The sequence below is a fragment of the Mesorhizobium sp. WSM4841 genome, from assembly GCF_055811515.1.
In genome coordinates this window covers 1-212 of sequence record NZ_JBVVQC010000121.1, presented here as the reverse complement: position 1 = coordinate 212, position 212 = coordinate 1, and the positions used below count along the sequence as shown (strand labels likewise).

The window sequence follows — 212 nt, the reverse complement described above, 5'->3', positions numbered from 1 at the left end:
CCCGATGCGGTGGCAGCGCCCTGCGTGCCCGATGCGGTGGCGGCGCCCTGGTATCCCGATGCGGTGGCAGCGCCCTGGTCGCCCGATGCGGTGGCAGCGCCCCAGTCGCCAGATGCGGTGGCAGCGCCTCGCCGCCCCGATGCGGTGGCAGCGCCCTGCGTGCCCGATGCGGTGGCGGCGCCCTGGTATCCCGATGCGGTGGCAGCGCCCTG

At 76.9% G+C, this 212-nt stretch carries 1 pseudogene; it reads left to right on the top strand.

The annotated features are described in order from the left end of the window. Positions 1 to 212: pseudogene (locus AC0L14_RS34835) on the top strand (hypothetical protein); the annotation flags it as partial.